This is a genomic window from Halomonas sp. IOP_6, from assembly GCF_021151565.1.
Taxonomy (GTDB): Bacteria; Pseudomonadota; Gammaproteobacteria; order Pseudomonadales; family Halomonadaceae; genus Vreelandella; species Vreelandella alkaliphila.
The window spans coordinates 206,512-233,033 of record NZ_JAIRBO010000005.1 but is presented as its reverse complement, the minus strand read 5'-3'; the positions used below and the strand labels follow the sequence as shown (position 1 = coordinate 233,033).

Genomic DNA, 26,522 nt, shown 5'->3' with positions numbered 1-26,522 from the left:
GGGGCGTCAGTGGCAATATCTGCGTTGTGTTAGCGGTGGTCAGCCTGCAAATGAGGCGTACATAATCACCACTAATACCACAAGCACAATACCGGTTGGCACAGCGCCCTTCCAAGGCGTGAGATCGACATCGCCCGAATCTTCTTGCACCCAGGCGGTGGCGCGGGGACGCAGCTTACCAATGATCAGCATCACGGCAACCAACAGCACGAACACAGCGGCGACAAAGTGGAACTCATGCATCACCATCGGCAGCTTGTTAAACGGCGGAACAAAGTAGCCAGCGGCGATCAGCAAACAGCCCCCTACCAACGCTACTTTAGCCGCCATGGGAGGCACGCGTTTCGTCAGAAGCCCCACCAGAACAACCGCTAAAATAGGGATAAAGTAAATCGCGTTCATCTTCTGCAGATAGCCAAATAGACTATCCTGGCCTGCCAACAGTGGCGCAATAATCATGGTCGTTACGGCCATAATCCAGCCAAATACCTTGCCTGATTTCACGACCTCTTCTTCAGTGGCATCTTTTTTCAGCACACCTTTATAGATACCCAGGCTGAAAATCGTGGTGGTACTGTTTAGCGCCGAGTTAAACGAGGAGAGAATCGCCCCGACCATTACTGCAGCAAAGAAACCTGTTAGGTACGGCGGCAACACGTTAAACACCAAGTGGCCATACGCTTCGTCCGCGCGAACGCCTTGGTCGGCGTAAAGGTGGTAAGCAATGATCCCCGGCAGCACCAGATAGAGCGGGCCTAACAGTTTAAAGAAGCCGGTCAGCAACACGCCTTTTTGGCCTTCTGCGAGGTTTTTTGCCGCAAAGGTGCGCTGAATAATTTGCTGGTTCGTCGTCCAGTAAAACAGGTGAAGCAACAGGACGCCGGTAAAAATAGTCGAGAACGGTACCTGCTGGTCAGGACCGCCTACCGAGTTAAATTTACTCGGGTCACTCTCTTTCAGAATGCTCCAGCCTTCCATGATGCCACTGCCATTACTCACTGCCTGAAGGCCGAAATAAACGATGACAAAGCCACCGATCAATAGACCGACGCCATTCAAGGTATCTGAGACCGCCACCGTACGCAGACCGCCAAATAGCGCATACACCGCACCAATTAAACCGACCACCCATACCGTGCCCCATAGCAGTGCCGTACTCGACTGAATACCGGTAAGCCCTTGAAGATCAAGCATGCCCTGTAAACCAATAGCCCCTGAATAGAGAATGATAGGCAACAGCACAACGGCGTAAGCAATCAAGAAAATTACATTGGCAATCAGCTGAGTACCGTTATCAAAACGTATTGCCAACAGCTGGGGGAGCGTTGCAATTCCACTTTTAAGAAAGCGCGGTAGGAAAAACAGCGCCAGTGCTACCAAAGCGATCACCGCAATCACTTCCCAGGCCATAACACTCAGACCATCGGTAAACGCGGAACCGTTTAGCCCAACCATCTGCTCGGTTGAGAGATTGGTCATCAGCATTGAGGCGGCTATTAGTGGAAAGGTTAGTGTCCTTCCGGCTAAGAAATAGCCACTCGTACTTCGGTGATCATCTCTGCATGTGATGCGCCACGTAACAAAGGCCACTAGGCCGGTAAAAAAGAGAAACGATGCCAGCGTTAGGGCATGCATGGGAAGGTCCTTGGGAGTAGTCGCTTATCGGCAGGCGACGCAGTGAATGTAGGTAAAATTACCAATATGCGCGGGCATTCTAAGGAGATGAAACGATTCAACTATTATTCTTTAGTAGCAAAAAAGAATAAATAAAGCGGTTTTTTACTACCTTGGCACCCTTTTTACAAGTCGCTACGGTGGTTAGTCACTACGGAAGGAGGGGCTAAGTCATAAGGGCTAAGTCGCACGGATCAAGCCGCACAGTCCATGTCACAATGATGTTACTTTAGCGACCACTCATCACGCTTGATTTCATCGCAAAGTGCATCACCTTTGTCACAGCATCTGCCTGTCGCGTGACGTAGCGTTAATGAGAAAACTGGACAGCCTTCATAAAAGCCGCTGAAATCGTCATATGATAGGCTTCTTGTAACGTTATTTAACGCTAAGCAATCAGTGTTAGCACTTCCTACTTACTAGCGTCACCAGTTAACTCGGAGCAGAAGCGATAATGACAGCGCGTTGGAAATCCTTGCCATTACGGTTACGACTGTTTATCTCATTTGGAACGGTATTGGCACTGGCTATGCTGCTAGCGCTCTACCTGCAGGCCCGCTCACATAGCCAGGCACGCTTGGAAAACTTGCTAAACGAAGAGCTACCTACTCAGGTAGAGGGCCTTGCCACCCGGCTAACGCTTAGGTTGAGCCCAGCGCTAGCGTTGTCAGAAAGCCTAGCCGACAGCTATTTCATTGAGCAGTGGGTGCGCAACGGAATGCCAGACACCAACCAGCCGGACGTCATGCGCTATTTGTCACGTTTGATGGAACAGCTCGACACCGAACTGTTGTTTATTGCGGCTCAATATCAAGGGCGCGGCTACTACTTCCAGTACCGCGATGGAGAGTTTCTAGAGCGGACGCTACAAGCGCCCGGCGGCGATGATGATTGGTACTATCAGTTTACCGATAGCGATACTGCTTATAATCTAAACCTAGACAGTGATACTTTTTCACCAGAAGAAGCGTTTGTCTTTTTAAATTTCCGTAGTCGTGAACAGGCACTCAATGGCCGTCCTCTTATTGTTGCTGGGGCGGGGCTGGATCTTTCTCGATTGGCGCAGCTAATTGAAGACTTTCGACTTGGCGAAACCGGCCGCGCCGCGTTACTCAATGCGGAAGGTGAGTTACTTATTCGCAGTGACGAGACGTCACTGGCAGCGCTTCAAAGCCAGGAGTCAGCCAGCCTACTGCAAGATGAACAAGAACTTCGTGTACACGAAATCCAACGTGATAATCACACCTTTTTAGTCTCCACCCGCTGGCTACCCGAGCTGCAGCGCTACTTGATGATTGAAGTCTCTAAAGAAGAGTATTTAAGCTCCATCAGAGAACGCTTTTTGGCATCGACGGGCTTCGGGCTTGCGATCCTTTTAGGCGGGTTAATTATTTTATACCCACTTACCGGCAGCTTGATTCGCCCCTTAACTCGCCTTCAACGCCAGCTTAAAGAGATTACCAACAGCCTAGATTTATCCCGCCGTGTCAACACAGATGATCAGGCTGAAATTGGCGATTTAGCGAATCAGACTAACGAGCTGCTAGCGCGCTTATCTCGCACCATTATGGCGGTTTCCAACAACGCACTGGCACTCACTCAAGTGGCCGATCGCTTAGCGCAAACGGCGGGATTGTCGGGCATTCAAGGCGGGGACATTAGTCATGAAGCGAACCAGACGATGGCCGCCGCTGTAGAAGAAATGGCCTCGTCAGTGGCTGAGATAACCTCAACCATGGAGGAGCTTTCAACCTCATCCACACAAATCGCTGATCATTCGCAATCTGTGGTAGAAGTAGCCAATCAAACGCTTGAACGCAGCCGTAAGGGCAGCACAGCGATGCAACTGCTGCAGTCAAAAATGCAGGATATTCGCAGCGACAGCGAACAGAGCTTGACAGAAATCATGGCACTGGGCGCTAAGTCTAAACAAATCAGCAAGGTCATGGAGCTGATCAATACCCTTGCTGCGCAAACTAAGCTGATTGCTTTTAATGCCGCACTAGAGGCATCAAGTGCGGGCGAGTCAGGTCGCCGTTTCTCTGTTGTTGCAAACGAAATACGTCGCTTGGCGGATAGTGTTACTGACTCAACCCAAGAGATAGAAGGCCACACCGAAGAAATTCAAAATGCGATAAATCGTTTAGTTGTCGCCTCTGAAAAGGGAGCGTCTTCGATAGAGAAAGGCGTTGAGGTCAGTATTCATACCGCTCAAGACCTGGATGCACTACTCAAAGCGGCGAGCCAAACCAGTAGCGCAGCGCAGCAAATATCACTGTCAACCCAACAGCAGAAAACTGCTAGTAACCAGGTGGTTATTGCTTTGCGCGATATTGATACAGCCAGCTCACGTAATGCACAGTCAGTACGCAGCATTACCGAGATCAGCCAAGATATGATCAACATGTCAGCAGAGTTAAATGCGCTGGTGCAGGAGTTTACATTGGCTCAACAGGATGCAAACCACCAACGCCCTTCGTGAGGATGCTGCGATGAGTGTAATTCGGGTAGTGATGGCGGACGACAGTCAACTGGCACGTGATGTGCTTCGCGACATCCTCACCCGCGATGGCGACATTGAAATTGTTGGTGAAGCCAGCAACGGGCGTGAAGCAGTGGAACTTGCCCGCCGCTTATCGCCGCAGTTGATCACAATGGATCTGAATATGCCGGTCATGGACGGCCTCAGCGCCATTGAAGAAATTATGCATACCAAAGGGGTTCCTATCCTGGTGGTAAGCGATCGTTCTGATGCCGAAACAGCTTACCGAGCGCTCGACGTTGGCGCGCTAGAAGTGATGCCGAAGCCGACTCTTGATGATGAAGACGCACAACGACTACTCGCGCGTGTTCGGCTTCTTTCGGGAGTAGCCGTTATTACCCGCCTACGGCGTCGATCAACCTCCGCCATGCCTGTTGCGCCGGTAAACACGCCGCCTGTTGATCGCCATAATAGGCCGAAAGCTTTTCAGCGTATTATCGCCATTGCTTGCTCAACCGGTGGGCCGCAGGCACTCGCCCATTTACTTAGCAAGCTGCCGACCAACTTTCCTGCACCTGTGGTGATTGCCCAGCATATCAGCCATGGCTTTATTGAAGGAATGGCGCACTGGCTGACATCGCTCTGTTCAATGCCGGTTTGCGTTGCTCAGCATGGTGAACCGCTAAAGCCAGGCTGTATTTATCTATCGCCATCGGAACGCAACTTGCGTGTCACGCCGTCCCACCGCCTGCAACTACAGCAGAGCCCAGATAATTCACTTTATCACCCCAGCTGCGATGCGCTATTAACGAGCGTAGCTGATGTTTATGGCCCAGAGGCTATTGGGGTGATTTTAACGGGCATGGGGCGTGATGGCGTTAGTGGCATGCGCGCTATTCATTTATCGGGAGGCTGTACTTTTGCCCAAAACGAAGCCAGCTCGGTTATTTATGGCATGAACCAAGAAGCGGTTAGTGCCGGCGTTATCCAGCATATTGTTTCCCTTGATGAACTCCCTGCCAGGCTCATTCGCGAGACCAGTGGGCAACGGTTGTCTACCTGGACGAAATCGCTATGAGCTCGCTGACGCCATTCAAGGACCTGGTGCATCGCCGCTGCGGTTTGCACTTAGAGGGCCTCGCTGAAGCTCGTCTCGTTAAAGCAGTGGAGGCACTTCAAACAGACACTGATATTAACGACACCTCGAAGCTCATTGCACAACTAGAGCAAAACGAAGCGATGTTTGATCGCTTTATCAGTCAGTTAACGGTGAACGAAACCTACTTCTACCGGGAGCCCGAAGCACTCCACTGGTTAGCCGATACCTACCTCCCTCGGCGGCTGGCTGAAAAAGGTAAACCATTGGCTATTTTCAGCGCTGGATGTTCTTCAGGCGAAGAGCCTTACAGTGTTGCTATTGCGCTGCTTGAGCGCTACGGAGAGCGTGCCAAGCAACTCTTTCATATTACGGGAGGAGACGTTGATCAGCAGGTTCTTAGTAAAGCTCAAAAAGGCATTTATAGCGGCATGTCGTTTCGGGCACTGAACCCTGCGCTTAAGCACCGCTATTTTCGCCCAGAGGGCAGACGCTTAAAAATAGATGATGCGCTTCGTCAGTGGGTCACCTTTTGCTCATTTAACGTATTACAGGCAAACGCTGACAAGCTTGGCCCCTTCGACGTGATCTTATTTCGCAACGTATCGATCTATTTTGACGAAGCGACCCGACGCGATATACAACGCCACCTAAAGCAACTGCTGGAACCACACGGGATTTTGATGTGCGGTGTCACAGAAACATTAGGCAACGACCTGGGCATTTTGGAACTGCATCAGGCTCAAGGAGTGTTCTTTTTCCAAGACAGCACCTTGCCCAGTGCCTTACCTGCAAATGATGAGCCACCCTATCGCGACGATCCGTTGCCAGCCCTAGCGGTGTTGTCAGAGACGCCTCCACAACCACCTGAGAATGAACCTGAGAATGAATCTGAGCACAAGCAGCCGATGACATCGTTTAACGCGGCTTTGCAGCAAGCTCATCATTTACTGAACCAGAATGCATTTTCAGAAGCAGCCGCGCTACTTTCTGACCTTCTAGTGCAACAGCCTTGGAGTGTGGATGCGTTACTGCTGGCAGGTTTAGTGGCTCGCTGGCAGCAGAACTTTGCTGACGCTTACGACTACTTTAAGCGAGCCATTTACGTTGCTCCTGAGTGCTGGCCAGCTCACTTTTTTCAAGCTGAGCTTTTCCGACTAGGCGAGCTTAACGATGCTCCCGGACAACGAAAGCGTGGCTATGCAGCGGTTATTCGCCTACTGGACGCGTCAAAACAGGCGGATGGTGGATTAAGTGTCATTGCGCCGCCTATTCCTCCAGGGGATGCCTACTTTTTGGCAACTCGCTATCTTGGTGCACAAGCAACGACACAGGGAGTGGGTTAATGGCACTGGATATTAAACGCTTTATTCAGCGCTTTATTGAAGAAGCGTCAGACCACTTGCCCCGGTTAAGAGAAGGTATTGAAGCGCTAGAACAAGGCGATACCCATCAAGAACGTATCAATGAACTGTTTCGTACGGCACATACGCTGAAAGGCTCTTCGCGTATGCTGAAACTGACGCCCATTACGGCGATCGCTCACAGTACAGAGGAGCTGCTAAGCGCACTACGCGATGGGACACAAACCGCTTCACCTGATGTCACGAGCCTCCTAAATCAAGCCACGGACGCGCTGTCTGACCTAGTTAGCCAACTTGCCCAAGGCGTTTCTCCAGCAGAGCTAGCGGAAGCCGACAATCAGCTTTGCCAAGCCCTGGAAAACACCGCGGCGGGAAAGCCGCCCCCCGCTCTCCCTCCTAAAACAACCGTATCCGAGGACGATAAAGCCGAGAACGCAGCCCTCAACGCTGCACCACCGGCAATGAAAAGCCCTGCTCTTCCGGCTCAAGAGCTACGCTTAACAGACACGGTACGCGTGCGTCTTGACCGCCTAGATGACGTTATTCGCCTGATGGGGGAAGTGTTATCAGGGCACCACCATCTGCACTCACTCGTAGAACAGGCACGCAGCCTTGGTGCCTCGTTACCCAAACATCAGCAGGCCCCCTTTAACGCTTTTAGCCGCGAGCTGAAGGACAGCGTGCTTTCCCACGACGGTCTAATGAGCGATCTCCATGACCGAGCTCTGCAAATGCGCATGCTGCCGCTGAGCGTGGTGTTTGACCCCTTATCGCAAATGGCCAGAGACCTTGCCCATTCGCTAGGCAAACAAGTCAATTGCCGTGTTCACGGCAGTGAGATTGAGCTGGACCGACAGATGATAGATCGCCTCTCGGACCCGCTCATTCATCTACTGCGGAATGCGTTAGATCATGGCCTGGAAACACCCGGTGAGCGACAGGCAACAGGCAAGCCTATACGGGGGCAGTTATCGCTAGAGGCCTGGCAAGACGGCAGCTGGGTAGTGATTGAAATGCGTGACGACGGCGCGGGTATTTCCCTAGATGCGGTCCGGCACAAGGCACTCTCCAAGCAACTACTCAGTGAAGAGCTGCTGCTTACCCTAACCGAGCAGGAAACCTTAGAACTTATTTTCCTACCCGGCTTCTCAACCAAACCCCTGATTACCGACTTTTCAGGTCGTGGCGTGGGGATGGATGTCGTCAAACGTACGGTCATTGACGAGCTCAACGGTGATTTACGTCTAACCAGCCATCCAGGCAAAGGTACCTGTTTTACCCTACGCCTGCCTTTATCGCTAGCCATGATGCGCGTTCTCCTGATCAACGTGGGCGCTGTCACGCTAGGTGTAACAGCACCTTATGTGTCAGAGCTTGTAGAGCATGCATCAACGGACTTTATTGATGCTGCCGGGCAAAAAACACTGATCCTGCGCAACGAGTTCGTGCCGGTCGTTTCACTAGCGGAATTATTAGACTTACCCTATACGCCCACTGATGCTGACAACTTACTGTTACTTGTCGTACATCAACGTCATCAAAAACTTGCGCTAATTATTGATGCCTTGGTGGATGAACGCGATATGGTAATTAAGCCGTTGCCCGCGCATTTACGCCATTTACCACTGGTTTCTGGCATGGTCACGCTAGGGCGCAATACGCTGGTTAGCCTATTACACGTGCCGACGCTACTGGAACACTCGCGCCGCTATGCCCCGAAAGCGCTAGCTAAAACGGATCAACCGCCCCAGACACATCGTATACTCGTCGTCGATGACTCTCTGAACACCCGAGAAATTGAAAAAGATGTATTAGAAGCTTGGGGATATCAGGTCACCCTGGCAGAAAATGGCCGTGATGGTCTGAATAAAGCCTTAGCTGACTCGTTTGATGCAGTGCTCACCGATGTTGAAATGCCTGTCATGGATGGCTTTGCGCTCACTGCGAGTCTGCGAGAAAATGAGATTTATCGTTATAAGCCGATTATCATTATCACATCACGAGAAAAAGAAGCAGATCGTCGGCGCGGCATTGAAGTAGGCGCCGATGCGTATATTGTCAAAGGTAGCTTTGATCAGAACAATTTGGTGGATACGCTAAAAGCGCTACTCGGCTGAGCATGCGCCAGGACGGAGGTTAATCATGCAAATATTGGTCGTAGATGACGACCCGTTGGCCTGTGAAATGACAGCAACGCTGCTAGAGTTCCAGGGCTATACAACGGTCATGGCCAATGATGCCATGGAGGCCACACAGCTGTTAGATAGCTTGGACAGTATCGCGCTTATTGTTAGCGACATGCATATGCCGCTCATCAATGGGGTAGAGTTCTTGGAAATGCTGCGTGAACAAGACGTTACTTTGCCTTTTATTTTGCTCACTGGCGACTCACCTAGTTCAACCCTTATGCAGACGCCTGGTTTAAACGCCTGCCTGCAAAAAGATGCGGAGCTAGAATCCACGTTAGGCAATGCCGTGACTCAAGCGCTCAACGGTTGAACGTTTGCCATTTGCATTACAGCGCACCGTTCGCTCACATGAACAGGTAGTCTGATGTCACCATCTGCCCCGACATTGCAACAAAAGCTGAACCAGCTGCGCCAACGCTTTATTGAACAGCTACCAGCACGTTTACAGAAAACCACAACAAAGTGGCAACAAAGCCGGCTTTCAACGGAGGCAGAGTCGCGCCTAGCCCCGGAGCTTCACCGCTTTTTCCATAGCTTAAAAGGTACCGGTCGCTCATTGGGCTTTGAACGAATTGCCATGTTGGCAGATCAAGGCGAAGAGCTACTCAAGGCGGCGCCTGCTTCTGCTGACCATGCCTTTGATGACCAGGCTGTTAATGACATAAACTGCCTGATTCCTCAGCTTTTTCAGCAGCTCAGTGAAGAGATTGAGTACCTACAGTCCCAACATGGCCAGCAAACAGTGCTGGCATCACTCAACAGCGTTGAATTTTCATCAGTTGCACCTCAAACACGCAGCAAACGTCAGCGGCTTATTTATTTATGTGACGATGAGCCCGACCAAGTCGGCCAGTTGCTACATCATCTTCGCTGTTTTGGGCATGAAGTGGTTCATTTTGAAGACACCGAGTCGTTTTTTAATGCGGTTCTTACCCGCCGCCCCGACGCGATCATCATGGATGTACAGTTTCCGCAAGGTAACACTGCGGGTACTGAAACGCTGACCAGCCTGAATAAATTAATCGGAGAGCGGTTGCCCTCCATCGTACTGTCGTCCTACGGTGACTTTTATTCACGACTGAGCGCTGTTCGAGCTGGCTGTAATGGGTACTTTACCAAGCCCATTAAGCCACTGGATTTAATGTTAGCTATTGACGAGCTCACTAGCCCCTTGGATGAAGAACCGCTGCGCGTGTTGGTAGTCGATGATGAACCCGACGCTGCCACCTACCACTCATTGATGCTTGAAGAAGCCGGTATGATTGTTCAGCAGGTGCACCACCCTGCTGACGCGCTAAGCGCCTTGGACCGCTTTAGCCCTGACTTACTGTTAATTGATATGTATATGCCGGTATGTTCTGGTGAAGAGCTAGCGACGATTATTCGCCAGCAATCCGCGCATATTGGCCTGCCCATTATTTATCTATCTAGCGAAACAGACAGCCAAAAGCAGCTATTGGCCATGACGGCAGGCGTAGAAGCCTTTATTACCAAGCCAGTTACTCCCGACGAGCTCGTGTCTGCGGTACGGCTTCGTGCCGAACGCCTGCATCTACTGCGCTCGCTGATGACCCAGGACAGCATGACAGGGCTTTATAACCATAGCACCACGACGGATCTTATCGGTAAAACACTCGCTCAGGCATATCGTGAAGGTAGCCAACATGCGATGGCCATGCTCGACATTGACCATTTTAAAACGGTCAATGATACCTACGGCCACCTGGCAGGTGACCAGGTCATTATCACGCTAGCACGGCTGCTAAAAACCCGCTTGCGCATATCCGATATCATCGGGCGTTATGGCGGTGAAGAGTTTGTCGTATTGCTAAAAGGGGTCACCGCAAAGCGCGCAGCCGAACTTATTGACGAACTGCGCCACGATTTCGAACAGGTAGATTTTCATGCTGGCGGAGAGCGCTTTCGCTGTACCTTCAGTGCAGGCATTAGCAGTTTCCCCAGCCAGCCTTCCACCGAAGCGTTACGCTTAAGCGCGGACCAAGCACTTTACCTAGCGAAACGACAGGGGCGTAATCAAGTAGTCATTAGTAACGAGAGCGACGCAAAAGGAAAAGCACAACCGAAGCCACCCGGTGTGAAAAAACAATGACCAACACCCATCAGCAGCGTGACAACCAGTCTCTCTCTCTCGAGGAGGCACTAGCACGTCAGAGTAACGATGACACGATTATTGACGTGGACGAACCTTGCCAGCAGTTGGTGTTATTTCGCCTGGCAGAGCAACGGTTCGCCTTGCCAGGCAGTGCGGTCAATGAGATTTTGAATGGTGATCAACCGGTTTATTTCGTGCCTGGCTTGCCTGCTTCTACGGAAGGTGTGATTCACTTGCGCGGCAACATTGAATCGGTGGTGACCCTACAGGCACTTCTCGGCCTCCCCCCGGCGGAACAAACGGGCATGCTATTAGTCGTGACCGCCGCGGGCATTCGCAGCGCTGTTCGTATCGACTATTTAGAGGATGTTTGCGAAATCCCAACCAGCGCACTGAAACCGGCACCGGACACCCTCTCCAGCCAATTGATGCCTTATGTGAGTGCCCTCTGGCAACCTGATATAACGCCAGCAGAGAGTGGCGAAAAAGAAACTAACGGCGATTCTGTAGAAGGCAGCGCGGCCATCGCCCTGCTGGATCCAGATGCTTTATTCAACGCCTATCAACAAGGCCTAGGATAAGCCCATGGCCATTGGCGCGCCGAATCACTCCTTAGACGCAGCGTCCCACGTTGCTTTAGTGTTATTTAGTGCTGGCCATACGCTCGCCGCCATCGAAGCACGCCACGTCGCGGGGTTAGCGAAATCGGCCCACCTACCGCGTTGCGCGAATGCCGAGTACCTGTTGCTTAACGCGCCATTGTTGAGCGTAGCCCCTACCCACTGGCTAACCCTTCAAGATGCCAACGGCGCTTGGCAGTTAGGCGTTACTGGCGACGTCGTCTTAGCTCATACGCCGATAACGGAACTATTTCCATTACCTTCTTTAATTGCCGCACGCCACGTTAGCCCCGCCCTGCGAGGCTTAGCGATGTCCAACCAAACGGTGCGCTTGTTATTTGATGGCGCAGCGCTTAACCCAGCGCTAGCGCTGCAACCATAGACAGCGAACCAGCGTGCCGTTTTCTACCTGCTGGTATGGGTTAATCACCGCTAACGCATCTGCACTAATACAGGATGACAGCACGCCTGAGTTTTGGTCTTCAAACGCATCGGCGATAATGCCCGCTTCGCTAAAACGCAGCGCAACACGCATATAGTGCTGGCGTGGGCCGGTCTGAGTAGTGAAGTTAGCGGAGGCTGTCAGCGTAGGTAAGGCGTTCAGCGCCGAACACCCCAGTAACGCGCCCATCAACGGTCGTAAAAACAACCACGCGCCCACAAACCCAGAAACAGGGTTACCCGGCAGTCCTACAAAGCGCGCCTCACTGCCGTCTTGGCGTGGCAAGCGGCCCAGCGCCAGAGGCTTTCCTGGGCGAATCGCCAGCTTCCACATATCTAATTGGCCTAGCGACTCCAGCGCTGCTTTGACGTGGTCTTCTTCGCCCACGCTAACGCCACCGGTGCTAACAACGACATCGGCGACGGATGCGGCTTGAGTTAATAGCTTGACCGTTTGGGCATAATCGTCAGGCACACTAACCAGTTGCTCGACCTCAGCACCAAAGTTCTCCAACAAGCGCTTAAGCATCGGCCGGTTGGAGTTATACAGTTGACCTGGCTTTAACGGCGTGCCTGGATCAACGATCTCATCGCCGGTCGACAGTAGCGCTATGCGAGGGCGACGGCGCACGCTAACGTGGGTAACCCCTTGACCGGCCAAATGCCCTAACGCGGCAGCTTCCAAGCATTCACCAGCAGGCAGCAGTAACTCACCGCGGCGCACATCACGACCCTGGCGGCGCACGTTATCACCTACCGGTAGCGCATCCGGCATCAGTGCCTGGTTCCCCTCCTGAGTCACCCGCTCTTGCATCACCACACAGTCGGCCCCTGGGGGGATCTCACCGCCGGTAAAAATCCGTGCGCAACTGCCTTCCATCAGCGGCGCTGCCGGGCTGCCTGCCGCAATACGCTGGCTGATAGGCAGCCACTTGCCCGCATCACTAGCACGCAGGGCATAGCCATCCATTGCGCTATTATCAAACGGCGGTACGTCTAACTGAGCGGTAACAGCTTCGGCCAGCACGCGCCCAGCAGCGTCCTCAAGCGGTATACACTCTGCACCGAGTTGCGTGACATCTGCTAACAGCGCTTCAAGCGCGGCACTTATCGGCTGTAGCTCAGCCATGCTGCCCCCGGCCTGGGATGACCAGGTTGGCGAAATTACAAGGCTTATGACGGCTATCGAGCTGCTCGGCCAGAATGCCGTCCCAACCAGTACGGCAGGCGCCGGTTGAACCCGGTAGACAGAAGACGACCGTAGCGTTGGCTAAGCCACCGAGGCAACGGCTCTGAATGGTCGAACTACCAATCTCATCGCCGCTCAGTTGGCGAAAACGCTCGCCAAAGCCTTCGATACGCTTATCCAGCAGTACCGATACAGCCTCCGGCGTCGAGTCTCGGCCAGTAAAACCTGTACCGCCCGTGGTAATCACTACCTGTACATTTGCGTCGGCAATCCACTGGGCGACTACCGCACGAATTTGGTAGACGTCATCCGGCACGATGCGTTTCTCTGCCAGGGTGTGCCCAGCCTCGGTTAAACGCTGCACCAGCGCTTGGCCGGAGCGGTCAGTCTCATCCGTACGTGTATCAGATATGGTCAACACCGCTATTTTCAAGGATTCCATGCTATCCATGGACTTACTCCTTGGCTGTTTTCTGAGCTTGGCGAGCATCTAGAGCCGCCAACTGCTCGGGCGTTGCGGCACCCTGGTAGTGAGCTTTCCATTCACTGTAGGGCATTCCATAGACATATTCCCGGGCAGCCTCATAGTCCAGCGTTTTACCCTGTTCGTCTGCCGCCGTTACGAGCCATTTAGACAGGCAGTTACGACAAAAATCCGCCAGAATCATCAGATCGATGTTCTGCACATCCTTATTGTCGTCTAAATGTTGTAACAAACGACGAAACGCGGCGGCTTCTAGTTCCGTACGCGTCGTTTGGTCTAATTCATTAAACGATGACATTGGCGATCCTCTTATCAAGTGGCTTGAGAGCAGCATAACAAAAGACACCGCCCGAAGGCGGTGTCGAGTGGCAATTAAGCGAACCGGCTAGCTAGGTTTGGTAGCGGAAACATCGCCACTACTGCTGCCCGTTTTTTGTGCCGCGATTTCCTCTTCGCTCATGGCTGTATCTTTGACCTCCTCGTACCACAAGTTGTGGTGCTCTTTGGCCCAGGTTTCATCGACATAGCCAGTGGTCATACCTTCCAGTGAGCCTTCCGTACCAACAGTACCAATATAGATATGGCCCAGCGCGACAGCCGTCAGACCAAGCGCACCCACCGCATGGATGATGTTGGCCCACTGCATGGTATCGCGGCCTTGGCCATAGTTGGGGAAGTCGAGCACAAAACCACTCGCGATCACCACCAAGCCAGCAGTGGCTAATAGCCAGTACCACGCTTTTTCGCCACCGTTGGCAAAACCCGCGTCAGGATGGTGCTTGCCTGTTAATCCACCTGCCTTTTTAAACCATACCCAGTCATGCTTCTTAGGAATATTGTCTTTCAGCAAGCTAATTAACAGTACAACGAGTAGCACACCGAATATTGGGCCAAGATAGTTATGCAGCACTTTGGAAGCTGAAATCATCCATGCCCAGACGGCGTCGCCAAACAGCGTGCGGAACACAAACTTACCAAACAGCAGATTCAACCCTGTTAAGGCCAAGGTGATAAACAGGGTGGCAACGGTCCAGTGCAGCGAACGCATTAGCAACGACCAGCGAAAAAGCTTACGCCCTGTGCGCGGCTGATCAAGATGTTTGCGCCCAACCATAAAGTAGAACAGCGCAATCACCACGATCATCCCGCCAATCGCAATCAAACCAAACGGCGACACCCAACGGTTTCGGATCTGCCGCCAGGTTTCGCCACTTGAGTTGATCAGATTGTAGTTACTGTCAAAGCGCGAGTCGCGGTAGTTAGGCCCTGTTTCACCACTGCGCACCTGGCGCCACTGATCTGCACTAATACCTGGAGCAGCGGTCACCATCTCGCGGTCTGCGTCAGCCTGGGCAACCGCTAGTTGGGACATGCCAAGGCTGGCAGCCAGCAGCAGTAACAGGATGCCGATACGCCAACAGCGCTGGAAAAACGCCCTTACCCAGAACGCTAGCGCAGGCGCCTCTGGTGTCATTGTGGTCGTGGTCATCGTTGTCATGACACGCCTCCTTACCCTTTACGGGCAGCATCGTAGGCAAGGTTGTCAGTACTGGCCTGGGGGTTATTCGACCAAGCACCATCTTTATGGCCACGATGGACGACACGCTGACGGAAGATATCGGCAACATCTTGCGCATCACCCGCCAGAAGAGCTTTGGTAGAGCACATTTCCGCACATAGCGGCAGCTTACCTTCCGCGATGCGATTGGAGCCGTACTTCTCGTACTCCTCCTCTTTGCTCTCGGCGGGGCCGCCTGCACAGAATGTGCACTTGTCCATTTTTCCGCGCTCGCCAAATGCATTTTGTTGTGGAAACTGCGGTGCGCCAAAGGGGCACGCATAAAGGCAGTAGCCACAACCAATGCACAGATCTTTATCGTGCAGCACGATGCCATCATCGGTTTTATAGAAGCAGTCAGTCGGACATACCGCCATGCATGGCGCATCGTCACAGTGCATACAAGCCACTGAAATCGACATCTCATCCGCTTCGCCGTCGTTAAGTGTGACCACCCGGCGGCGCTGGATACCCCACTCCACATCGTTGGCATTTTTACAGGCGGTGACACAGCCGTTGCACTCGATGCAGCGCTCGGCGTCACACATAAATTTCATTTGAGCCATGGTGTTCTCCTCTCACCAGCGCGAGCATTTACCCGCGCTGGGCTCTGTCAGGTCGGTCGAGACGTTTATTGGCTTAAGCCCGCTCAATTCGGCAGATGGTGCACTTCGTTTCCTGCATCAGTGTCACCGGGTCATAGCCATAGGTGGTGGCTGTGTTAGCCGCCTCACCAATGACGTACGGGGCAGACCCGTCCGGATAACGATCCCGCAAGCTCTCGCCCTGGAACATGCCGCCAAAGTGGAACGGCATAAAGGCAACCTTGCGATCAACCCGAGGCGTGACCAAGGCTTTCACCTTCACTCGGCCACCTTCAGCACCTTCAACCCATACGTCGTCGCCATCACGTACGCCAATGTCATTAGCATCCGCGGGGTTCATCTCGACAAACATCTCTTGCTGTAGCTCGGCCAGCCACGACATCGAGCGTGTTTCTTCACCGCCTCCCTCGTATTCGACCAATCGACCCGATGTGAGAATAATCGGATAATCGGCGCTGTTATCGCGATCCTGGATGGTTTTGTACATCGTAGGCAGGCGCATAATTGAGTCAAAGTCGTCCCAGGTGGGATAGCGTTCGACCAGGTCGCGACGGGTGGTGTATAGCGGCTCGCGGTGTTTCGGCACTGCATCTGGGAAGGTCCATACCACGGCGCGCGCTTTCGCGTTGCCATAAGGTGCGCAACCACGACCAATCGCCACCCGCTGGATACCGCCTGAGAGGTCGGTTTTCCAGTTTTTACCTTCCGCGGCCATTTTCTCAACGTCAGTCAGGTCATCCCACCAACCGAGGTCTTTAAGCAGTTGGTCGGTAAACTCGGGGTAGCCGTCATCAATCTCGCCACCTACTGGCGCAGAGCCCTCAGCCAGCAAATTAACGCCGTCGCGCTCAATACCAAAACGGGCACGGAAACCCATACCGCCTTCCATTACCGGCACGCTGGTGTCATAGAGGTTGGGTGAGCCAGGGTGATTAAACTCTGGTGTGCCCCAGCACGGCCACGGTAGCCCGTAGTAATCACCGTCGGCAGGGCCACCTTGGGCACGCAAGTTCTGAAAGCTGAAAGTATGCCAGTTTTTCTGGTGCTCTTTGAGGCGCTCGGGGCTTTGGCCGGTGTAGCCAACAGTCCACATACCACGGTTGATTTCACGCAACACGTCATCAATCAGAGGCTCGTTGCCGTTCATCTCAAAGTTCTTCACGAACTCATTACCAAAGCCAAGCTTGTTGGCAAATAGGTACATAATTTCGTGATCAGGCTTTGATTCAAATAGCGGCTCAATGACTTTGTCGCGCCACTGAATAGAGCGGTTGGTTGCCGTCACGCTGCCAGTAGTTTCAAACTGGGTCGCTGCAGGCAGCAGATAAACACCATCAGAGCGGTCATGCATCACCGAGGCAACCGTGGGATAAGGGTCAACAATGACCATCATCTCGAGCTTCTGCATAGCTTTTTGCATTTCCACGCCGCGGGTTTGCGAGTTGACCGCGTGCCCCCAGTAGAACATCGCTTTTAGCGCGGTGCGCTGGGAGATATTTTCATCCTCTTCCAGTACACCATCTACCCAGCGGGATACGGTAATACCGCTGGAGTACATCGGCTTTCCATCAGCGTACTCGGTATCGTCAAAGCGGCCTTTTAGCCACTCATAATCGACATTCCACACCTGGGACCAGTGCTGCCATGCGCCTTCAGCCAAACCGTAATAGCCCGGTAACGAGTCACAGCCAAGGCCGAGGTCGGTAGCCCCCTGTACGTTATCGTGGCCCCGCAAAATGTTGGCACCACCACCGGACTTACCAATATTGCCCAGCGCCAGCTCTAGAATGCAGTACGCGCGGGTGTTGTTGTTACCAGTGGTGTGCTGGGTACCGCCCATACACCAGACCACGCAGCCCGGACGATTGTCAGCAAGCCGTTTAGCCACATCGAACATATCCGCTTCCGGTACGCCAGTAATGTCTTCTACGACACTCGGGGTGAACTGAGCCACCTCTGCACGCACCTCATCCATACCGTAAACACGCTGGCTGATATACTCACTGTCTTCCCAGCCGTTCTCAAAGATGTGCCACAACAAGCCCCAAATATAAGCAACGTCCGAGCCAGGGCGCAGGCGTACGTATTTATTGGCTTTTGCTGCGGTGCGCGTAAAGCGCGGATCCGCGACGATGATGTCGCAGTTATTACGCTCTTTAGCAATGAGAATATGCTGCATCGCGACCGGGTGAGCTTCACTCGGGTTGGAGCCGATAAACAGAATTGCCTTGCTGTTCTGCATATCATTGAGCGAGTTGGTCATCGCCCCGTAACCCCAGGTGTTAGCAACACCTGCCACGGTGGTGGAGTGACAAATTCGCGCTTGGTGATCTGTGTTGTTGGTGCCCCACATGGAGGCCAGCTTGCGCATCAAATACGCCTGCTCGTTATTAAACTTGGCCGACCCGAGCCAGTAAACACTGTCTGGTCCGTGGGCTTCACGCAGTTCAAGCAGCTTGTCGCCTATTTCATTAACCGCGTCGTCCCAACTCAGTCGCTGCCATTCACCAGCCACTAGCTTCATGGGGTATTTTAGGCGACGGGTGGAGTGACCGTGCTGGCGTAGCGAGGCCCCTTTGGCACAGTGAGCACCGCGGTTAATCGGGTGATCAAAAGCGGGTTCTTGTTTTGTCCAAATTCCTTCTTGAACTTCTGCATAGACACCACAGCCCACCGAACAGTGGGAACAAATGGTGCGCTTGGTCTCAACGGGTGAGTCTAATACGGGGGTTTTATTCGCCGACTCGGCGCGCTGCATCATCGGCGCGCCCATAAAGCCCGCAGCTGCGACGCCACCGGTGGCAACGCCACTACGCTTTAAAAATTGACGACGGGAGATTCCAAGCCCTGAAGCGTTGGGAGTATTAGTTTTGCGAGTTAGACGCATGGCAGTTCTCCTGGCATTTTGCCGTCAATCACGCAGCGACGCATAGTAAGCGCGAATATGGTCGGTTTCGTGGTAGTTCGTTGTTTGTTTTTTAGGCTCAGTCGACGTGGTGCTACCGGCTTGAGCTAGCGTGACGTGACCTACAGCAGCGGCCGCACCGGCAGCGGCGGTACCTAGCCCAACGGTTTTCATAAACCGGCGGCGCTCAGGGTTGTGTGACGTGTGCATGGGTTTCTCCTCTATCATGCCCTTATTCTTTTACATGGCCCGCAGGCCCTATTATTCGCTTACCACTGCGCATTGCCACTCACGGTGTGGCATCGCGCGCCGCGCCGGCTGCGGTTGTCGTTGGCTCCACAATCCGCACCGCTTGATAGGCCGCTCTTTCGCTCAACGTTGCCTGCTCGCTTTCCATGAACGCGCCACCCAACTGACCAAGCGATGCGTAAAAAACAGTGTCTACGTTAGTGAGATCGTCAAAACAGCGCGTTGACCAGGGAGCCATGTGTTGCTGGAAGAAGTAGCTCTGCTCGCTGCTTTGTGACGTAATCAGCATCGCCATTACCTCACATATAGCAGCCAAATGATCTTCTGGCTCGCGGGTATGCTCGCTACGCTCAAACCCCAGCGCCCGAAGATCCTGACGCAGGGCAACTAATGCTGCCTCCATTAATTCCCCGTTGCGGTACCAAGACGCGTAAGGCACTACCTCGCCCTGAATAACGCCAACAAGAAGACGAAAGTGGGCACGCTGAAGGCTATCTACACTGCTTTGGCCAGCAGCACTTGAGAGCGCTGCCCAACACTCAGCCAGTCGGCTGCCGTCTTGCTCAATGTCTAGGCTGGCTAGCCACGCTAATAACTCACTGTCAGGTGCCTGTCGTAGCAAGCTGGCTAAAAGCTGATAAATATCGGCCCGCAGTGCGTCGGTCTCGCTAAGTGTGGGCATTGCATCACTCATTGCTTTACACCTTTAGTTGCGCATCCGGGTCACGGATCATAGTTTTCCAGACATCTTTGACCCGACAGTCCTCGCACATTTCTAGCCGCGCTAGCGCATCGCCCGCGAAATAGGGATGGTTAGCTAGCTTCGCTTTGATCGTTGCTATCGTACTGGCAGTGGCAAACGGCTTGCCGCAGCCAATGCACTCAAAAGCCGCCTCTTCGTGGCAAATGTGCCGTGTGTCGCGTTCCGGTGCAGCCAAAAAACCAGGAAGCAGCGTAATCGCGCTTTCAGGGCACGCCTGTTCACATAGCCCGCACTGCACACAGTCGGACTCCAAGAAACTTAGCGCTGGTGTATCGCCTCCTGCTTTCAATGCCGGCGTCGGACAATTACTAACGCAGGCATGGCAGAGCGTGCAGGCTTCACGATCTACTTGAATGCCGCCATAAGCTGCCCCTTCAGGCATGCTATGCCGGTCATTGCTAGGCGCTCCAAGTGCCGTCAGTGTTGCTAGCACTTGATTAAAGCGGGCACGCTTATGAGGCTCGGTAAAGGTCAGCGCAGCGGCGGTTAAGGGCGTAAGCGTGGGAAGTGCATCGCGCTCTTCTGTCGGCTCCGGCTGCAGCAGCTTAATCCGCGTAGTGTCATGCCCCAGCGCTTCTAGCAGGCCGTGGGCTTGGGCGACTTGATGGGTGATGAACGTGGTTAAACGAGGCGGCATCTCATCGTGCAACTGAATACGTACTTCAGCTGCCCCATTCACCAGCGCGGTAAGCCACTGATCGTGGCCAGCAGCACCCAGCTCTTCAAGCGGGACATCAAGCAGGTGGCCTGGCGTCACAACACCTGCTTTGCGTTCAGCATCCAGAAAGTCATGGGTGACAAAACGCATCACAGGCGCTTGACCACCCGCCTCGCGGTAGGCAGCCAACCACGTCGCTAACGTGTCTTGCTGACGACGAGTTTCCGGCAGGCGAAATTCAATCGCACCGGTTGGGCAAGCACTGGTACAACTGCCCACCCCTTGGCAAAGGAACGGGTCAATCTCAATGCGCGATTCAATACGTCCCTGAATACTGGAAATAGCATCTGCAGGGCAAACATCCAAACAGCGCGTACAGCCAACATTGCCACTCGCAGAATGTGCACAGAGATCACTATTAACCTGGAAATAACGCGGTTTATCGAATTCACCGACGAGTTCAATAACGCTTTCCAGAACCTCACCGCGCTGAGTTTCTTGGGCTAACCAATCCAGACACACATAGCCTGGCGGGGGGATTTCCCATGACTGAGTACTGTTCGACGAGCCTGCTGCCGTTAAGTCGAGCACCACATCAAACACGTCACGCTCAATTAGTGCTTGAGCCAGATTGAGCGTGTCGCTATCCGCGGGCGCTATTTCAACGCGAAAGGCACCAAGATAACCAGTGATTCGCAGTTGGGATTGCTGAGTATCGTTTAGCGTTTGGCAGATGAGAGGCTCGCTGGCAGCCGCTAAATCAACTACAGAAGTTGTCAGCAGCGTCAACGATGCCAAGCCACGACCCTGTAACACTCGGGCAGCTTGGCTAACCTCATGTGAATTACCCATCAACAGCGCATGGCCGCGGCTGTGATAAGTCACGTTAGCAGGCGTTAAGTTAACCGGCCACGAGATACGCTGGCGTACCGCTTCGCGGGCGGTGACGTTAATCTGGTCATCTACCGATGCCAGTTGGATTCGTTGGTTCATGCATTCTCACGGTCAGAAAGTCGTTTTTTTTATAATTAAAAGTCATGTTTTTTTACTTTAATGGCATATCTTAGCGCTTTCTCTACCTTGAGCGTATGGTGCCTAGGCGTTTTTTGCCACTTTAAAGCGCATTGGCGTCTCAACGCCTCATCACCGTAATCACCATAACCAGCTGTTTATAAAAAATTTATTCTTTACTAATACATTCGTCTACCTTGCTATTGGACGAATCAGACTGGTCGTCTAGTGACGTTTTTTGTACAAAACCACTATCACTTGTACAGGCATCAATTTCTTCAGGTGGGGTAGTAGTGTCGTCATCTGCGATGTTCTCATCGTCTGCTTCTGCGGGCCTATCTACGGCCTCTTCCGCTTTGTTTGCCCAGCGGCGAAGCTTGCCTGCCAGTTCAGTGGCCATAGGCTTAAGCAGCTGACGATAATCAGCATCGTAGTCATCCAAACCATCGCGCACGTTGTAGTTACCGGTGGCCCATAGCCTTTTTAGGGCACGGCGGCGCAGTGCAGCGCTAACACCAGGTACCATGAACGCGCTGAAATCACTGCCTGCCGGTAAGTGATCAGGGTCGGGTAAAGTGTGATCCAAGCTGCCAGGAAGGGGGGGCGCGTCATCAACGCTAGCCTCTGCATCCAACGATTCAGTATCGCTGGAAGTAGCACTTAGCGCATCGGCCTCTAGCCCTAGCTCTGAATTCGGCTCTGCGCTGCCGTTGGGAGGGTTATCTAATGCTGCGTCTGCTTCGTCGCTTTCAACGCCACGCTTTTTACGTGACCAGCGTTCAAGTCTGCTCACTGGGGCTGCTCCTTGGTCGGGGTTTCTTTAGCCCGACCGGCTCCCTTATGCTTCTTTTTGCGCTTTTCTGGTGGTGCTTCACCATGACGCGCTAAATAGCTTTCCAGCCATACCTGAATCGCCATCGGCATCGATGCTTCGAGTACCTGTTGTTCACCATCAAGCCAACCTGCTGCGACATCTTGGCTTGCGGTAATAGCATCAGGCTTGGGCGCTTGCCCGGTAAAACCAGCGCGAACAAAAAGACGCGGGGTTGCTGACGTGAGGTTAAAGCGGTAGGCCGCACGCTCTGTCATCGACAGTTGAAGGCTAAGCACATAGTCACCTTGCTCACCAGGCGTGAGCTCAGCGATACGCCATTGCGTTAAGGTAAAGCCCCTCACCTGCTTGGGCTCTGCCACCAAGGTAATGCTCAAAGAGCGCAGATTCTCACTCATACGGATAGACCACCTTAGACCTTGAATGGGTAGACAAGTAAGCCTTTTGAGCGCCATCATCGTCAACTCAGAGTGTTTTACTCAACTATTATAATTCACATGTATGCGTTACATGATTCTTCACTAGGTTCCAACGAGGATTGCGGATGCCCGCCCTTCAGTTAAGCCGAGCCCGCTTACCGGCCACGACGACAATCGATGTGCTGGATGCTTACGGCGACTCTCGCCAACAAGCCATCGCCGCAGAGCGCGCGCTGACGGTTTATCTCAATAAGCGTGAAATTGTCACGCTAATGACGCTGGGCGATGACCCTGAAGCCTTGGTGGTGGGCTACCTACGCAACCAGGGATTGCTGCGTCGCGCGGAAGATTTATTGGCGGTACAGGTGGATTGGGAGGTGGAGTCCGCCGCTGTCGTCACCAATTATTTACCTGACGATTTAGACAACCGGCTAAGTACCCGTACCGTCACCACGGGTTGCGGTCAGGGGACCGTGTTCGGCAAATTACTGGAACAAACATCGCTCTCTGCGTTACCTGAGACACCGCTGGCGCAATCAACGCTTTATCAATTACTAACCAATTTGAATACCTACAACGAGACCTATCGCAGCGCGGGAGCAGTACACGGTTGCGCGCTGTGCCAGCAAAGCCGCGTGCTCGACTTCGTTGAAGATGTCGGACGTCACAATGCGGTGGATACCCTGGCAGGCCACCAGTGGCTCAACCAGGCCGAAAGCAGTAGTGCTGATATTTTCTATACTACTGGCCGCCTAACTTCCGAAATGGTGTTGAAAGTGGCGCAAATGGGGATCAGCGTGCTGGTTTCACGTTCAGGGGTGACCCAAAAAGGTGTGGAGCTGGCGGAACGCTTCGGCGTGATGCTGATTGCTCGGGCTAAAGGCAAAAACTTCCAGGCGATTAATACCGCTAACCGCCTAACGTTAGATGCCATCCCAGCCAAACCACCCAGTGCGCGCACGTCTAAGGAGGCCGGTATATGATCACCCCGCAAACCCTCACTGGCATGATTCTCGCGGGCGGCGAAGGCCGCCGTATGGGTGGCCGTGACAAAGGCCTTGAACCCTTCGCTGGGCTACCGCTCGTGGCCCATGTAGCTAAGCGCTTTGATGGCCATGTCTCTGAACTACTGATCAACGCCAATCGCAACACTGATGCCTATGCACTGTTTGCAACCCGGGTTATTGAGGACGCGGAAGGTGGCTTTAAAGGCCCCTTGATGGGCATTTATAGTGGCCTACGCGCTGCTAAAACATCCTGGCTACTGGTTGCCCCTTGCGACTCACCTGCCCTACCTAATGACCTCGTGGCGCGTATGGTGGCGGGCATCACCTCAGCGAGTGGTGAACACGATATCGCCGTTGCGTATGACGGCGAGCGCCTGCACCCAGTCGTCGCGCTGCTGCGCACCTCGCTTGCCGATGACTTAGCGAATGCGCTGGCTGAGGGCGAACGTAAAATCGACCGCTGGTACGCTCGCCACTCATGGTGCAAGGTCGATATGTCGGATTGCCCGGAAACGTTTGCCAACCTCAATACTGAAGAAGAAAAAGCTCGGCTGGAGCTAACACTAGGCACTATCTTTAAAGATCCAGCCTCGAAGGAAACATCATGAGCCTGTCGTGCTTCGAACTCGGTGAGCAAATGCTCAGCGTTGACGCAGCGCGAGAGGCACTGCTGTCCTTGGCTGAACAGCCCGTTGCGGTAGAGTCGGTAGCGCTTAGCCAAGCTCATGGTAGGCGCTTAGCCACCGATATCACCGCGCCAATTAACGTGCCACAGAATACCAATGCAGCCATGGATGGTATCGCCCTGGCGTGGCCAGATGAGCAGCCTCAGCAAACCAAATGGCCGATTGCAGGCGATGCCTTTGCCGGACAGACGTTTGAAGGCAGCGTACCTCTCGGCCAGTGCGTACGCATTACCACAGGCGCTCCCTTACCGTCAGGCACCGACACCATTATCATGCGCGAGCAGCTTAGCGAGCATGACGGCAGTGTCACCATTGATTCCCCTGAGCGGGTTAGCCATGGTCAGCATGTGCGCCAAGCGGGGGAAGATATTGCCCTAGGCGAGGTAGCACTGGTAGCTGGCACGCGGCTAGATGCCGCCTGTTTGGGGTTAATCGCCTCACTGGGCTATGGTGAGGTTTGTGTTTTCAGGCGTCCAAAGGTGGCGATTTTCTCTACTGGAAATGAGGTCACTCCCCCTGGCGAAGCGCTGCCCAGCGCAGGCATTTACGACACCAATCGTTTTACCTTGATGGGCTTGCTCAACGAACAGGGTGCTGAAGTGATGGATCTAGGCATTTTGCCTGATGACCCCACCACCATTCAAAACGCCCTGGCTAGCGCAGCCAAGCAGTGTGATTTAGTCATTACCAGTGGGGGCGTTTCTGTCGGCCACGCCGATTACACCAGGGAAGCATTGGAAACATTAGGCCAATTAGCTTTTTGGCGCGTGGCGCTGCGACCCGGACGCCCCATGGCCTGCGGCTGGCTGGGTGAATCGCGCAAACCATTTGTCGGCTTACCCGGCAACCCCGTCGCGGTCATGGTAACCTTTAGTCAATTCGTGGTGCCATTATTGGAACGTTTACAAAAACAACCCTTCGTTCCACCGAGGCGTTTAACAGCCATTACCCAAACTCCGCTAAAAAGTCGCCTAAAGCGCACCGATTTTATACGTGGCATTTATTCAAGCGATGCTCACGGTGTGCTGCAGGTACGTAGTACCGGAGCGCAAGGGTCTGGGATTTTAACCTCGATGGTAGCTGCTAACTGCCTGATTGAACTGGGTGATGATCAAGCAGGCGCCCAGCCAGGCGACGCAGTCTGCATCCAACCACTGACGAGGTGGCAATGACCAAACAACCAATTGCCGAAAAACTCATTGATGATTTCGGCCGCCGTGTCAGTTATGTACGCATTTCCGTGACAGATCGCTGCGACTTTCGCTGTGTTTACTGCATGAGCGAAGAGATGACCTTCCTGCCAAGAGCTCAGGTGCTTACGCTGGAAGAACTCGCCATGGTGGCTCAAGCGTTTACCGAATTAGGCGTTGAGAAAATCCGCTTAACTGGGGGCGAGCCGCTAGTGCGTAAAGGCATTGAGCAGCTCGTGGACGACATTGGCGCGCTGCCAGGGCTCAACGACTTCACCATGACCACGAACGGGGCCAGTCTGCGTAAACACGCCAAACGGCTCTATCAAGGGGGGCTGCGCAGGCTCAATATCAGCCTCGACTCTCTTAACCCCGAACGCTTCAAACAGCTGACTCGGACAGGTGAGTTAGCAAAAGTTATTGACGGCATTCACGCCGCTAAAGAAGCTGGCTTTTCACGCATCAAGCTTAACGCTGTGATTCTCAAGGGGCGCAATGATGATGAAGTGCTGGACCTCGTCACGTTCGCTCGCCAAGAAGGGCTCGATATCAGCTTTATCGAAGAGATGCCGCTGGGCGATGTGTCTGACCACTCGCGGGCCGAGACCTTTTACTCTAGTGACGACGTTCAAGCGCTGATCGAGACACGCTACCCACTCATGCCGTCAACGGAAACCACACCTGGGCCTTCGCGCTATTTTAAAATGGCCGATAGCAGCAGTCGGGTTGGCTTTATTTCGCCCCATAGTCACAACTTTTGCGATAGCTGCAACCGCGTTCGGGTAACCGTTGAAGGCCGTCTACTGCTCTGCCTCGGCAATGAACACTCGGTCGATTTGCGTGCTGTACTGCGCCGGCATCCTGGCAATATGCAGGCGTTGAAAACAGCCATTATTAATGCCTTGCCGCTCAAGCCCGAGCGCCATCACTTTACGACCGATGGCGATGTCCAGGTGGTGCGCTTTATGAATATGACAGGGGGTTAAA

24 protein-coding genes are annotated in these 26,522 nt (G+C 53.4%); 12 read left to right on the top strand and 12 right to left on the bottom strand.

Features of this window, described 5'->3' with window-relative positions:
• Nucleotides 1-39: 39 nt before the first annotated feature.
• On the bottom strand, nt 40-1,635 hold the full coding sequence (locus tag K7H08_RS11580) for a solute:sodium symporter family transporter (protein ID WP_231658009.1): 1,596 nt from the start codon (nt 1,633-1,635) through the stop codon (nt 40-42).
• A 493-nt stretch (nt 1,636-2,128) separates the two neighbouring features.
• Here K7H08_RS11580 and K7H08_RS11575 point away from each other — a divergent pair, with 493 nt between their 5' ends.
• From K7H08_RS11575 to K7H08_RS11540, 8 genes are read left to right on the top strand one after another with little or no spacing between them, the layout of a single operon-like run.
• Nucleotides 2,129-4,156, top strand: coding sequence for a methyl-accepting chemotaxis protein (locus K7H08_RS11575; RefSeq protein WP_231658006.1), 2,028 nt, complete (start codon nt 2,129-2,131; stop codon nt 4,154-4,156).
• Between the two features lie 10 nt (nt 4,157-4,166).
• Complete coding sequence (gene cheB, locus K7H08_RS11570; protein WP_231658005.1) at nt 4,167-5,234, top strand: chemotaxis-specific protein-glutamate methyltransferase CheB; 1,068 nt, start codon at nt 4,167-4,169, stop codon at nt 5,232-5,234.
• Nucleotides 5,231-6,598 (top strand): CheR family methyltransferase, encoded by a 1,368-nt coding sequence (locus tag K7H08_RS11565; RefSeq protein ID WP_231658003.1) that lies wholly within the window; start codon nt 5,231-5,233, stop codon nt 6,596-6,598. Before cheB ends, K7H08_RS11565 begins: the two co-directional genes overlap by 4 nt.
• Nucleotides 6,598-8,733, top strand: coding sequence for a hybrid sensor histidine kinase/response regulator (locus tag K7H08_RS11560; RefSeq protein ID WP_231658001.1), 2,136 nt, complete (start codon nt 6,598-6,600; stop codon nt 8,731-8,733). Before K7H08_RS11565 ends, K7H08_RS11560 begins: the two co-directional genes overlap by 1 nt.
• Before the next feature lie 25 nt (nt 8,734-8,758).
• The gene (locus tag K7H08_RS11555; RefSeq protein ID WP_198349461.1) at nt 8,759-9,115 is read left to right on the top strand and encodes a response regulator; all 357 of its coding nucleotides are present in this window, start codon (nt 8,759-8,761) and stop codon (nt 9,113-9,115) included.
• A 54-nt stretch (nt 9,116-9,169) separates the two neighbouring features.
• Nucleotides 9,170-10,915 (top strand): diguanylate cyclase, encoded by a 1,746-nt coding sequence (locus tag K7H08_RS11550; RefSeq protein ID WP_231658000.1) that lies wholly within the window; start codon nt 9,170-9,172, stop codon nt 10,913-10,915.
• Nucleotides 10,912-11,499, top strand: coding sequence for a chemotaxis protein CheW (locus tag K7H08_RS11545; RefSeq protein WP_198349455.1), 588 nt, complete (start codon nt 10,912-10,914; stop codon nt 11,497-11,499). The genes K7H08_RS11550 and K7H08_RS11545 overlap by 4 nt, the downstream gene beginning before the upstream one ends.
• 4 nt (nt 11,500-11,503) lie before the next feature.
• The gene (locus K7H08_RS11540) at nt 11,504-11,920 is read left to right on the top strand and encodes a hypothetical protein (protein WP_231657999.1); all 417 of its coding nucleotides are present in this window, start codon (nt 11,504-11,506) and stop codon (nt 11,918-11,920) included.
• Here K7H08_RS11540 and K7H08_RS11535 read toward each other — a convergent pair.
• The 11 genes from K7H08_RS11535 to K7H08_RS11485 form a co-directional block, all read right to left on the bottom strand.
• Entirely contained in the window at nt 11,903-13,108 is a 1,206-nt protein-coding gene (locus K7H08_RS11535; protein ID WP_231657998.1) for a molybdopterin molybdotransferase MoeA, read from the bottom strand. The two genes, K7H08_RS11540 and K7H08_RS11535, sit on opposite strands and share 18 nt — an antisense overlap.
• The gene (gene moaB, locus K7H08_RS11530; RefSeq protein WP_038478562.1) at nt 13,101-13,619 is read right to left on the bottom strand and encodes a molybdenum cofactor biosynthesis protein B; all 519 of its coding nucleotides are present in this window, start codon (nt 13,617-13,619) and stop codon (nt 13,101-13,103) included. The genes K7H08_RS11535 and moaB overlap by 8 nt, the downstream gene beginning before the upstream one ends.
• A gap of 4 nt (nt 13,620-13,623) precedes the next feature.
• On the bottom strand, nt 13,624-13,950 hold the full coding sequence (locus K7H08_RS11525) for a DUF1244 domain-containing protein (RefSeq protein ID WP_038478565.1): 327 nt from the start codon (nt 13,948-13,950) through the stop codon (nt 13,624-13,626).
• A gap of 87 nt (nt 13,951-14,037) precedes the next feature.
• Entirely contained in the window at nt 14,038-15,150 is a 1,113-nt protein-coding gene (locus tag K7H08_RS11520; protein ID WP_120386283.1) for a formate dehydrogenase subunit gamma, read from the bottom strand.
• Nucleotides 15,151-15,161: 11 nt separating this feature from the next.
• Nucleotides 15,162-15,776, bottom strand: a complete 615-nt coding sequence (gene fdh3B / locus K7H08_RS11515; RefSeq protein ID WP_009722867.1) for a formate dehydrogenase FDH3 subunit beta — start codon at nt 15,774-15,776, stop codon at nt 15,162-15,164.
• 73 nt (nt 15,777-15,849) lie between these two features.
• A complete protein-coding gene (locus K7H08_RS11510) occupies nt 15,850-18,702 on the bottom strand; it encodes a molybdopterin-dependent oxidoreductase (protein ID WP_231657997.1) in 2,853 nt (950 codons plus the stop codon).
• Nucleotides 18,703-18,726: 24 nt separating this feature from the next.
• Nucleotides 18,727-18,930 (bottom strand): twin-arginine translocation signal domain-containing protein, encoded by a 204-nt coding sequence (locus tag K7H08_RS11505; protein ID WP_120386282.1) that lies wholly within the window; start codon nt 18,928-18,930, stop codon nt 18,727-18,729.
• Between the two features lie 79 nt (nt 18,931-19,009).
• A complete protein-coding gene (locus K7H08_RS11500; protein WP_231657996.1) occupies nt 19,010-19,663 on the bottom strand; it encodes a TorD/DmsD family molecular chaperone in 654 nt (217 codons plus the stop codon).
• A gap of 4 nt (nt 19,664-19,667) precedes the next feature.
• Nucleotides 19,668-21,383: a 4Fe-4S binding protein gene (locus tag K7H08_RS11495; RefSeq protein ID WP_231657995.1), complete on the bottom strand. Its 1,716-nt coding sequence runs from the start codon at nt 21,381-21,383 to the stop codon at nt 19,668-19,670.
• Between the two features lie 187 nt (nt 21,384-21,570).
• Nucleotides 21,571-22,194 carry a DUF3306 domain-containing protein gene (locus K7H08_RS11490; protein WP_231657993.1) on the bottom strand — a complete coding sequence of 208 codons (624 nt, stop codon included), beginning with the start codon at nt 22,192-22,194 and terminating at the stop codon, nt 21,571-21,573.
• Nucleotides 22,191-22,631: a DUF3305 domain-containing protein gene (locus K7H08_RS11485; RefSeq protein WP_051626367.1), complete on the bottom strand. Its 441-nt coding sequence runs from the start codon at nt 22,629-22,631 to the stop codon at nt 22,191-22,193. Before K7H08_RS11485 ends, K7H08_RS11490 begins: the two co-directional genes overlap by 4 nt.
• A gap of 146 nt (nt 22,632-22,777) precedes the next feature.
• Between K7H08_RS11485 and K7H08_RS11480 the strand changes: the two genes are divergently transcribed.
• Genes K7H08_RS11480 through moaA form a run of 4 tightly spaced genes read left to right on the top strand, consistent with a single transcriptional unit; the run spans nt 22,778 to nt 26,521 of the window.
• Nucleotides 22,778-23,635: a formate dehydrogenase accessory sulfurtransferase FdhD gene (locus tag K7H08_RS11480; protein ID WP_231657991.1), complete on the top strand. Its 858-nt coding sequence runs from the start codon at nt 22,778-22,780 to the stop codon at nt 23,633-23,635.
• Nucleotides 23,632-24,267 carry a molybdenum cofactor guanylyltransferase MobA gene (gene mobA / locus K7H08_RS11475; RefSeq protein WP_231657989.1) on the top strand — a complete coding sequence of 212 codons (636 nt, stop codon included), beginning with the start codon at nt 23,632-23,634 and terminating at the stop codon, nt 24,265-24,267. The genes K7H08_RS11480 and mobA overlap by 4 nt, the downstream gene beginning before the upstream one ends.
• On the top strand, nt 24,264-25,517 hold the full coding sequence (moeA, locus tag K7H08_RS11470) for a molybdopterin molybdotransferase MoeA (protein WP_231657987.1): 1,254 nt from the start codon (nt 24,264-24,266) through the stop codon (nt 25,515-25,517). The genes mobA and moeA overlap by 4 nt, the downstream gene beginning before the upstream one ends.
• A complete protein-coding gene (gene moaA, locus K7H08_RS11465) occupies nt 25,514-26,521 on the top strand; it encodes a GTP 3',8-cyclase MoaA (RefSeq protein ID WP_231657985.1) in 1,008 nt (335 codons plus the stop codon). The genes moeA and moaA overlap by 4 nt, the downstream gene beginning before the upstream one ends.
• The last annotated feature ends 1 nt before the right edge of the window (nt 26,522 follow it).

Bases quoted from the DNA above. Each gene is read 5' to 3' on its own strand.
- K7H08_RS11580 (WP_231658009.1), bottom strand. From the start codon at position 1,635: ATGCATGCCCTAACGCTGGCATCGTTTCTCTTTTTTACCGGCCTAGTG.
- K7H08_RS11575 (WP_231658006.1), top strand. From the start codon at position 2,129: ATGACAGCGCGTTGGAAATCCTTGCCATTACGGTTACGACTGTTTATC.
- cheB (WP_231658005.1), top strand. From the start codon at position 4,167: ATGAGTGTAATTCGGGTAGTGATGGCGGACGACAGTCAACTGGCACGT.
- K7H08_RS11565 (WP_231658003.1), top strand. From the start codon at position 5,231: ATGAGCTCGCTGACGCCATTCAAGGACCTGGTGCATCGCCGCTGCGGT.
- K7H08_RS11560 (WP_231658001.1), top strand. From the start codon at position 6,598: ATGGCACTGGATATTAAACGCTTTATTCAGCGCTTTATTGAAGAAGCG.
- K7H08_RS11555 (WP_198349461.1), top strand. From the start codon at position 8,759: ATGCAAATATTGGTCGTAGATGACGACCCGTTGGCCTGTGAAATGACA.
- K7H08_RS11550 (WP_231658000.1), top strand. From the start codon at position 9,170: ATGTCACCATCTGCCCCGACATTGCAACAAAAGCTGAACCAGCTGCGC.
- K7H08_RS11545 (WP_198349455.1), top strand. From the start codon at position 10,912: ATGACCAACACCCATCAGCAGCGTGACAACCAGTCTCTCTCTCTCGAG.
- K7H08_RS11540 (WP_231657999.1), top strand. From the start codon at position 11,504: ATGGCCATTGGCGCGCCGAATCACTCCTTAGACGCAGCGTCCCACGTT.
- K7H08_RS11535 (WP_231657998.1), bottom strand. From the start codon at position 13,108: ATGGCTGAGCTACAGCCGATAAGTGCCGCGCTTGAAGCGCTGTTAGCA.
- moaB (WP_038478562.1), bottom strand. From the start codon at position 13,619: ATGGATAGCATGGAATCCTTGAAAATAGCGGTGTTGACCATATCTGAT.
- K7H08_RS11525 (WP_038478565.1), bottom strand. From the start codon at position 13,950: ATGTCATCGTTTAATGAATTAGACCAAACGACGCGTACGGAACTAGAA.
- K7H08_RS11520 (WP_120386283.1), bottom strand. From the start codon at position 15,150: ATGACAACGATGACCACGACCACAATGACACCAGAGGCGCCTGCGCTA.
- fdh3B (WP_009722867.1), bottom strand. From the start codon at position 15,776: ATGGCTCAAATGAAATTTATGTGTGACGCCGAGCGCTGCATCGAGTGC.
- K7H08_RS11510 (WP_231657997.1), bottom strand. From the start codon at position 18,702: ATGCGTCTAACTCGCAAAACTAATACTCCCAACGCTTCAGGGCTTGGA.
- K7H08_RS11505 (WP_120386282.1), bottom strand. From the start codon at position 18,930: ATGCACACGTCACACAACCCTGAGCGCCGCCGGTTTATGAAAACCGTT.
- K7H08_RS11500 (WP_231657996.1), bottom strand. From the start codon at position 19,663: ATGAGTGATGCAATGCCCACACTTAGCGAGACCGACGCACTGCGGGCC.
- K7H08_RS11495 (WP_231657995.1), bottom strand. From the start codon at position 21,383: ATGAACCAACGAATCCAACTGGCATCGGTAGATGACCAGATTAACGTC.
- K7H08_RS11485 (WP_051626367.1), bottom strand. From the start codon at position 22,631: ATGAGTGAGAATCTGCGCTCTTTGAGCATTACCTTGGTGGCAGAGCCC.
- K7H08_RS11480 (WP_231657991.1), top strand. From the start codon at position 22,778: ATGCCCGCCCTTCAGTTAAGCCGAGCCCGCTTACCGGCCACGACGACA.
- mobA (WP_231657989.1), top strand. From the start codon at position 23,632: ATGATCACCCCGCAAACCCTCACTGGCATGATTCTCGCGGGCGGCGAA.
- moeA (WP_231657987.1), top strand. From the start codon at position 24,264: ATGAGCCTGTCGTGCTTCGAACTCGGTGAGCAAATGCTCAGCGTTGAC.
- moaA (WP_231657985.1), top strand. From the start codon at position 25,514: ATGACCAAACAACCAATTGCCGAAAAACTCATTGATGATTTCGGCCGC.